Source organism: Streptomyces sp. NPDC050264 (assembly GCF_040655895.1).
Classification (GTDB): Bacteria; Actinomycetota; Actinomycetes; order Streptomycetales; family Streptomycetaceae; genus Streptomyces.
This window is the reverse complement of sequence record NZ_JBFAKV010000015.1, coordinates 198500-206637: the sequence shown is the minus strand read 5'-3', so window position 1 is coordinate 206637 and position 8138 is coordinate 198500. Positions and strand designations below refer to the sequence as shown.

Genomic DNA, 8138 nt, shown 5'->3' with positions numbered 1-8138 from the left:
TCGTTGTGCAGAGCCGTCCAACTCACGGTCATCGCCGTTAGGTTGGAAAGGGCTCCTTGTCGGCGTCCAGCAGAGATCGAACCCATAGCTCATGATCCGCTTTTATCTGTCGGAGACGATCCACATTAAAGTGGTTTGGCTGATCATCTACCCGTTTGTGATCCTTGCTGCACAAGAGAATCAGGTTGGCGTGATGATTAATCAAGTCTTCCGCTGTCCCACCCGCCCGAGGGCCACCCCCTGATCGGGCGACGATGTGCGCTTCTTCTCCGAATACAGACGGGTCATCGGATGCGGTCCCAGGCGTGATTACCTGTTCCTTACAGATGGCGCATAGGCCGCCCGCCTGCACCCACAGAATCTTTCTGGACTTCTCGGAAACGCCCATCTGGAACCTCCCAAGTAGCGGATTCAAGCATGCCCGCACGGCTGTCTTTTTGGTGGTTGGCACGGAGCGTTGCACGTTCTTGGCCGCCTGATAGTCAGGGCGTGGGCGGCTCAAGCTGCGGTGTCCCATCGTCGCCAGTTCGCCTAGCCTCAATCTCTTCGGAAACCGAACGGAAAAGACGCCCCATAGCGTCAGCTTGCTTCTCCTGTGCTTTTCTCGCCTTCTTCGATTCTTCGGCGAGTACGTGTGTACTCCACTCCAGAGATTCGCGATTCAACAGGGAGTGCTTCAAGACATCCAGGTCGATGGTGTATGTCAAGGTCTCCACCGGTCCGAACGGACCGGAACAATTGACCGTTACCGTATAGACGCGCGGGAGGGTTGAGGCGAACAGCTTGTGGCCGACATCCATGAGGAACATCAATTGTCGCTTGGGCGGGAGCACGGGAATATTTCGGGTTACCGCTGTATTGAGTTTGACCGCTGTCTCATCTCCGAGAGATGACTGCAAGCGCGGTTCGGTCGTTAGCTTCACATCACGCGCCATAGTTGGGCCGCTGTTTTCAATGAAGAAGCACAACAACTGCGACCCAGGCGCCCGCTCTCTGATGTCCGCAATCACATACGGCTGGGCTTGCTCACGCTGCGCTTGCTCTGTTAGCTGGTTAGCCGTCCTAGCTGCCTTCATTTGCTGGTGGGTGTAAATGAAGGTCCCCAACGCAGTGAGGACAGAAATGACGATGGCAATCAGTGCAAGAGTGGTTTCGCTCATGGGCGCGCTCCAAGATGGTCGTTATGCTGCCGGATGGTCAGCGAGTAAGGAGGCGACGTCGGGCACGCCCGCGAACTCCTGCAACCGTTCGAGGATCACCCGGATGCGCTCCGCAACTCTTTCTGACGGTGTATCAGTTCCTAGCGTGATGACGCGATCGGCTACAGCTGCTGCCTCTTCCGGCTCATTGGCGTCAGCCAGCGCGACGGCCAACCAGGATAGGTACAGGGCCATTTCCCTCGTGTGTGTGGCGTCATACCCACTGAGGACACCCCGCAGTAACGGGACGGCGCGCAAGGGGCGGTGCAACTCCGTGTAAACGCGCGATTCCATGACCTTGAGTTCGCCAGCGTCGACCCAATACAGGTAGGGCGGCGACTCCGTGCCTTCACTGTCGGCGCTGAGCGCCTCCCCGGCTTCCCCAAGTGCCCGCATGGCCGCCTGCCCATTGGCTACGCCCCCGGCTTTCGTATGGGCCCATGCCACCCGGTCCAGGTAGAGCGCGCGGGCTTTCGGGGGAGCGTCCAGACCGGCGTCATTCAAGGCCGCCTGCGCCAGCGTCACACCTTCGCCTTCCCGGTTGGTATTGCTCATCTGATAGGCAAGTGATCCGGCAAGGTTCCCGGCAAGTGTGTGGTCCTCTGCTTGCCGGGCGGCGCTGATGCCTAGCCGGTAGATGCGCTCAGCCTCTTCGTGCTGTCCGGCGTCGCTTGCAATCCATCCCGCGATCTGTGCCAACTCCCCAATTTGAATCAGGAGTTGTCTACCTACTTCGCTGGTGTAGGTGCTCTCTCGATAGACCTTGACCGCGCGCCGAAGGTCTCGAAGAGCTGGGCGAATCAGATCACCACCAGCCAGCACATCATCGGCCAGCCTGAGGGAGTGGACCCGCTGCTGTAGGTCGACCACTTCCCCTATGCCGATACGCCGCCCTGCACGGCCGCTCAGGGGCTCTAGAACGTCTTCGGCAGGCAGGAAGTCGGCCAGTGTTGGCAATGGGGGCTCAGCGGGATTCTGTGGGGCTCTGAGTACATCCAGGGTCACACCCAACGCGGCAGCGATGAACGGCAGCCATTCGCGCGGCGTGCGCTTGCCTGTTTCCCATCGGCTGACCTCCTGGCGCCCGACTGGCTCCCCTGTTACGCATGCCGTCCGGCAGATTTCTCGCGCAAGTCGTGCCTGGCTCCATCCGCGCTGCTCGCGCTCCCGCCGGATGTTGGCCCCAGTGCTCCCCATGCCGTCAATTCTGGCCGACACCTGGCCTACAAGGGGCCGCTAGGCACGAACGCGTTCCCGCGAAAATCTCTTCAGTACCTCGAAACAGGGTGCCCCGGCGACGCGCGAACGTCCCGGGGCTGGCTGGCACTGGATTGGAGCGCCAACGTGAATGAGCTTATCGAGGGACGCGATATGGCTGGTCAGCGGGACGTCTACCCGGTACCGACAGACGGATGCGACGTGTGTGCAGCGCTGGTTGAGCAACGCAGGCTTGCGTCTGTTGCTGGCGACTCGATCGGCGTGAAAGTGGCCAACCGGGAGATCGTGAGTCACCCGCACGGTTTCACCACGTTCGCCGAAGATGAGCCGGGCTATGTGCCGGTCACGATCGGAGACAACGTGATGAACCTGCACAAGGGCCGGAATGCCAAGCCGCTGTGTGACGTTGAGGTGCCGCCCTACAGCACGAAGGAGCAGCACTCTGTGACTGAGTGGCCGCACCGGCATGTGACGTGTCCTGCTTGTCTCGCGCTGCCTGGCTGACAGGGCTCTTGCTGTCGGTAACTGGTCCGCTAGTGCTGTGACCGGAAACGATCACCGGGTTGGCGCTGACTGGTTTCGCGCCGGTTGGATGTGACGACACGTCCGATCAGCGCGGGGAGGCGGGATGGCGGAGCCGGTCAGGGTTCGCAGGCTGACCGAGCAGGAGGGGCAGCAGCTGCAGCGGATCGTGCGGCGGGGCAGCACCAGCACGGTGCGGTTTCGCAGGGCGATGATGGTGCTGGCCTCGGCGAGCGGGAATAGCGTCCCGGTCATCGCCCGGCTCGTCCAGGCCGACGAGGACACCGTCCGCGACGTGATCCACAAGTTCAACGAGATCGGGCTGGCCTGCCTGGACCCTCGATGGGCGGGAGGCCGTCCCCGCCTGCTCCGCGATGACGACGAAGACTTCGTCATCCAGACGGCCACCACCCGCCCCACCAAGCTCGGCAAGCCTTTCACCCGATGGTCGATCCGCAAGCTCGCCGACCACCTGCGGCGCAACGTCAGCCGCCCCATACGGATCGGACGCGAAGCCCTGCGCTGCCTGCTGTCCCGCCGCGGGATCACCTTCCAGCGCACCAAGACGTGGAAGGAATCGAGCGACCCGGACTTCGACACCAAGCTGGACCGGATCGAGTACGCGCTCACCCAGCGGCCCGAGCGGACCTTCGCCTTCGACGAGTTCGGCCCCCTGGGCATCCGCCCGACCGCCGGGTCCTGCTGGGCGAAGCAGGGCAGGCCGGACCGGCTGCCGGCTACCTATCACCGCACCCATGGCACCACCTACTTCCACGGCTGCTACTCGGTCGGCGACGACACCCTGTGGGGCGTCAACCGGCGCCGCAAGGGCATCGGCCCGACCTGGGCCGCGCTGAAGTCGATCCGCGCGGCCCGTCCGGACGGCGCCCCGATCTACGTCATCCTGGACAACCTGTCCGCGCACAAGAACTGGCGGATCCGCCGCTGGGCGGCGAAGAACAAGGTCGAGCTGTGCTTCACGCCGACGAACGCGTCGTGGGCGAACCCGATCGAGGCGCACTTCGGGCCGCTGCGGCAGTTCACCCTCGCCAACTCCCACCACCCCAACCACCCGGTCCAGACACGCGAGTTGCACCGCTATCTGCGCTGGCGCAACCAGAACGCCCGGCACCCCGACGTCCTGGCCGCCCAACGGCGTGAACGCGCCCGTGTCCGCAGCGAGAAAGGCATACGGTTCGGCGGCCGCCCCATCGCCGCAGCTGCCTGACTGCCCTTCCGGATCCCAGGACATCCATCCGGGTCACGGACGCGTAGCCACCAGCAGGTCAACCACGTAGGTCTCTTCCACCACCTCGTCGGGGAAGAACTCGCGCAGTCGCCTGCGCTCCCCGGAGAGAAAGGCACGCTTGTCGTCCTCGGCAAGTACAAGGAACGCCGAGCGGCTGCTGATGTTGGCAAGGTGCGTGTCGAGGGAGACCACACGGCTCCACCGCACCTGACGGCGCGCGACCCGGAGCCCCGACAGGCCCGCGAGCCGGATGGCGTCACTGTCGTCGGGACGCACCCGAGAAGTCGGCTTCACTCCGCAGTGGTGCGCGATCCGCTGGTGCTGCTCCCGGATCCAGGGCACGTCGAAGGCGGTGGTGTTCCACCAGATCGCGAGCGCACCGCCCGGCAGCAGGACCCGCAGTGCCTCCGGGACCGAGCGGGTGGTGTCGGTCCACTGCCAGGACTGTGCGTAGGTGAGGAGGTCCTGGGAGGTGTCCGCGAGGGGGAGGGCGTTGCCGTCACCTCTGATGATCGGCACATCCGGGACCACGGTGTGGAACTTGGCGGCCATGGCGTCGCCGGGCTCAACGGCGATCACGTCAGCCCCGCGCTCACGCAGCAGAGCGGTGGCGATTCCGGTGCCCGCGCCGATATCGGCGACGCGGGCACCGGCCAGGGAACGGCTCGTGAGCTGTTCGATGCAGTCGAAGAGCGCGGGAGGATACGAAGGCCGGCTGGCCGCGTACTGGTCAGCCGCCGCGTTGAATGAATGGGCGCGTGAGCTGGTGGTCATCCCCACATCATCCCCCTGCCCCGCTGACCGCCCACCCCGGTGATCATTTCCGGTCACAGCACTAGATAGCGAGTTTGGCCCCACCCGGGCGTCCAATCCCCCGTCACGCGTGGGTAGGGCATAGCCCCTGGTCAGACATGCGCGGTAACCTGTTGTTCCCTTCAGTCACGCGTGGTCGTGGTACCACCACTGCACGGCCTGATGGTCGTTCGGGTACTCGGCGAGCTGGGCGTCGCCGAATCCGACGGCGTTGTCCGCCCAGCCGTCGTTGCCGCCGCCGGTCTGTGCCCCGTGCAGATGGGTCACGGACCAGGCGGGCAGCGCGGCGACGTCCGCGCTGGGCGGTACGCCGTCGCGGCCTGGCCGGGTGCTCGGGTTCGGTGTCGCGATCGGCACCTCCACCGCCGTCACCGGGTACTCGCCGCCCTTCGGGATGCGGTTCGTCCAGGCGATCCGGACCCGCTGTCCGCGCCGCACCTCGATGGTGGGGCCCGGCACGGAGCCCTCGTAACCCCACATGAGGGTGGGCGGGAGCTGTGGGTGCAGCCGCTGCCAGGTGGGCCGCAGCGCGATCTCGGTCTCCTCGCGGATGTCGCCGGTGCCGGGCCGCAGCACCGGTGGGACCGTCAACGGCGCTATGTACGGCGTCAGTTCCCCCGCTGCGGCGGCACGGTCCTGTCCGGTCGACAGGTCCTTCCCGGTCGTCGCATCCGTTCCGGTCGGCGCGCCTGTGGCGCGTTCGATGATCTCGGTCAAGGTAAGAACACCCCCGTGTGTTCTCGTCGTTCCCGACGTGTCCCCCGTCGGACGGCCGGTCAGTGGCCGCTCACCTCAAGAGACCGCCGACGCACCGGCCAGGTTCCATGAAGGCCGCATTCCGGACGCGAAGGTTGCGAAACCGGGCGTGGCCGGGATCCGGTCCGGTACGAAGCCGTGGGTGCGGCTCGCCAGATGATCGGCGCGGTAACGGTCCACGCTGCGGTGCCAGTTGAGGATGCCCGCCATCCAGTTCCGCAGCTCCTCGACATAGCCGTCCAGGATGGTCCGGGCCGTTCCGGAGAGCTTGAAGTCCTTGTAGAGGACGGGGAGTTCGTGCGCGACGATGTGCTCGAACTGCTGCATGCGCTGGGTCATGAGGTCGTGCACGATGCCGAGCGCCGTCGGGTAGTCGATACCGAAGAAGTTCTGCACGACGAGGATCCCGTTGTGGATCTCGCCCTCGTACTCGATCTCCTTCTGGTACGAGAACACGTCGTTGACCAGCATCGCGTAGTCGACGGCCGAGTTCTCCAGGGCCCGGACCGGGCCCGTCCGGTACACCTCGGGCGGCACGGCGGGGCCGTGGCCCATGCGGCACAGGCTCATGGTGAGGTCGGCGCCGAAGGTGGCGCGGCGCATCTCCAGGTAGTCGACGGGGTCGGGGACCCGGTTCTGGATCTGGTTGGACAGCTCCCACACCCAGCTCTCCGTCATGACGTCGACGGCGGCCTTGAAACCGGCCCGCTGTTCCGGCGTCATCCGCGCCGTCGTGCGCGGCCACAGGTCGGCGAGGCCGCGCTCCATGGCGTTGGCCGGCGCCGGGACGGCCTCGTCCGCCAGGGGCATGCAGGCCGACAGGCGCTCGGTGCACAGCTTGGCGGCCGCGAGATCGCGCCGGTGCCCGAAGACCAGGGGGTAGTAGTCGTCCCCGTAGGTGCCCCAGGCGAGCCACTGCGCGCTGAGGTCGAGGGCTTCGGGCGAGCCGTCCGGGTCGAGCCCCGCGGAGCACAGTGCCAGGTCGGCCGCGGCGAGCTTGTCCTCGTCCCAGACGCCTTCGCCGAGGATGCCCATGCGGTGCGCCCACGGGACGAGGCGTGCGCGGGCGCCGTCGAGCGCCGGGTTCAGCCGCAGCTCGAACGGCATGTAGAAGTCGGGCAGTCGGGAGGGGCCCACCTTCTGGTACGGCACGTGGGTGTACGCCCGTAGCCGCTCGACCCCCGCGGAGGCGAGCAGCGCGCCCACGTCGGCGGATGCGGTGCCGAGCCCGGTCGGCCCGCGCAGCGGCGAGGGCTCCTCCACGGCGCCCTCGTTCATGTACCGGCTCGACCGCCGGTGCCACTCGTGGCCGCCGGACTGCCAGTCCTGCAGCCCCCGCGCGTACGCGGCGACGGCCCCGACCTCGTCGGGTGCGAGTCCCTTCTCCAGGGCGAGCGCGGGTACTTCGGTGAGCGCGGTGTGCTCGAACTGGTGCAGGCGTGAGGTGAGCACGTCGTTGACGGCTTCCGCCGCCTCCTGCGTCGTACAGCCGAAGAAGGTCTCCAACACCAGGACTCCGTTGGAGAGTTCACCCTCGTCGCGGACTTCGCGCTCGTACGAGAAGAGGTCGTTGCGCAGGTGGACGGCGTCGGAGAACGTCTCCATCAGGACGCGCAACGGCCTCGACCGGGCGACGGACGCGGGGACTTCGGCGGTCGCGTACTCCACGAGCCCCGCGGACCAGGGCGCGCCGCCGACCTTCCTGCGCATCTCGATGTACTCGACGGGGTTGGAGACGCGGCCCTCGTTGATGTTGGAGAGCTCCCACATCGACTCGTTGAGCAGGTGCTCGGTCGATTCGGCGAACCGCCGGCGCCACTCGAAGGACATCGCGGGCACGGTACGCCGCCACAGGTCGGCGAGGCCCGCCTCGACGGGGTTCGCCGGCACCGGCATCGGGGTGTCGAGGTCCATGGGCATGAAGAGCGGCAGCCGGTCGAGGTGGGCCTTGCCGCCCTCCCGGTCGTTCGTGCGCTTGTACATGTCCAGGAAGTGGTCGTCGAAGAAGAAGACCCACACGTACCAGTCGGTGATGAGGGAGAGGGCCGGGCCGTCGCAGTCGGGGTGCGTGTACGCGCACAGCAGGCCGTAGTCGTGCGCGTCGAGGTCGCTCCGCTCCCAGACGCCGCTCCCCTCCAGCATGCCCATCCCGCGGGCCCACTCGGCCGAGTGGGCCCGCGCTTCGTCCAGGTGGGGATTGAGCCGCGCCTGGTACGGCATGTAAAAGCGCGGCAGATGGAACGGCTGCGTGGACTGCTGTGTCATGGACGCGGCCCTACCCAGGGTTTCCAACTGCCATCCGTGGCACGACACATGATCGCCCTATCGCGTGAACGACGAATGTGTGAGCGATGAGCGACCAGGACCCTTCTGGGGACGCG

At 66.1% G+C, this 8138-nt stretch carries 7 protein-coding genes and 1 pseudogene; 2 read left to right on the top strand and 6 right to left on the bottom strand.

The features are described from left to right. Positions 1-37: 37 nt before the first annotated feature. The 3 genes from AB0J02_RS26335 to AB0J02_RS26325 all read right to left on the bottom strand — a co-directional run bounded on the left by AB0J02_RS26335 (position 38) and on the right by AB0J02_RS26325 (position 2396). Complete coding sequence (locus AB0J02_RS26335) at positions 38-388, bottom strand: HNH endonuclease signature motif containing protein (protein ID WP_363196228.1); 351 nt, start codon at positions 386-388, stop codon at positions 38-40. A gap of 94 nt (positions 389-482) precedes the next feature. After that, positions 483-1160 carry a hypothetical protein gene (locus tag AB0J02_RS26330; RefSeq protein ID WP_363196227.1) on the bottom strand — a complete coding sequence of 226 codons (678 nt, stop codon included), beginning with the start codon at positions 1158-1160 and terminating at the stop codon, positions 483-485. Positions 1161-1181: 21 nt separating this feature from the next. After that, a complete protein-coding gene (locus AB0J02_RS26325; protein WP_363196226.1) occupies positions 1182-2396 on the bottom strand; it encodes a helix-turn-helix transcriptional regulator in 1215 nt (404 codons plus the stop codon). Positions 2397-2543: 147 nt separating this feature from the next. Here AB0J02_RS26325 and AB0J02_RS26320 point away from each other — a divergent pair, with 147 nt between their 5' ends. Both AB0J02_RS26320 and AB0J02_RS26315 read left to right on the top strand, forming a co-directional pair. Next, positions 2544-2921, top strand: a complete 378-nt coding sequence (locus tag AB0J02_RS26320; RefSeq protein WP_363196225.1) for a hypothetical protein — start codon at positions 2544-2546, stop codon at positions 2919-2921. A 124-nt stretch (positions 2922-3045) separates the two neighbouring features. After that, entirely contained in the window at positions 3046-4167 is a 1122-nt protein-coding gene (locus AB0J02_RS26315; RefSeq protein ID WP_363196224.1) for an IS630 family transposase, read from the top strand. A 33-nt stretch (positions 4168-4200) separates the two neighbouring features. Here the strand turns inward: AB0J02_RS26315 and AB0J02_RS26310 are convergent, their stop codons facing one another. From AB0J02_RS26310 to cyc2, 3 genes and pseudogenes are all read right to left on the bottom strand, one after another. Then, positions 4201-4962 (bottom strand): class I SAM-dependent methyltransferase, encoded by a 762-nt coding sequence (locus AB0J02_RS26310; protein ID WP_363196223.1) that lies wholly within the window; start codon positions 4960-4962, stop codon positions 4201-4203. A 168-nt stretch (positions 4963-5130) separates the two neighbouring features. Then, positions 5131-5652, bottom strand: a pseudogene (locus AB0J02_RS26305) (multicopper oxidase domain-containing protein); the annotation flags it as partial. 141 nt (positions 5653-5793) lie between these two features. After that, a complete protein-coding gene (gene cyc2, locus AB0J02_RS26300) occupies positions 5794-8022 on the bottom strand; it encodes a germacradienol/geosmin synthase Cyc2 (RefSeq protein WP_363196222.1) in 2229 nt (742 codons plus the stop codon). Positions 8023-8138: the final 116 nt, after the last annotated feature.

Excerpts from the sequence above, each read along its gene's own strand:
- AB0J02_RS26335 (WP_363196228.1), bottom strand. The coding sequence starts at position 388 with ATGGGCGTTTCCGAGAAGTCCAGAAAGATTCTGTGGGTGCAGGCGGGC.
- AB0J02_RS26330 (WP_363196227.1), bottom strand. The coding sequence starts at position 1,160 with ATGAGCGAAACCACTCTTGCACTGATTGCCATCGTCATTTCTGTCCTC.
- AB0J02_RS26325 (WP_363196226.1), bottom strand. The coding sequence starts at position 2,396 with ATGGGGAGCACTGGGGCCAACATCCGGCGGGAGCGCGAGCAGCGCGGA.
- AB0J02_RS26315 (WP_363196224.1), top strand. The coding sequence starts at position 3,046 with ATGGCGGAGCCGGTCAGGGTTCGCAGGCTGACCGAGCAGGAGGGGCAG.
- AB0J02_RS26310 (WP_363196223.1), bottom strand. The coding sequence starts at position 4,962 with ATGACCACCAGCTCACGCGCCCATTCATTCAACGCGGCGGCTGACCAG.
- cyc2 (WP_363196222.1), bottom strand. The coding sequence starts at position 8,022 with ATGACACAGCAGTCCACGCAGCCGTTCCATCTGCCGCGCTTTTACATG.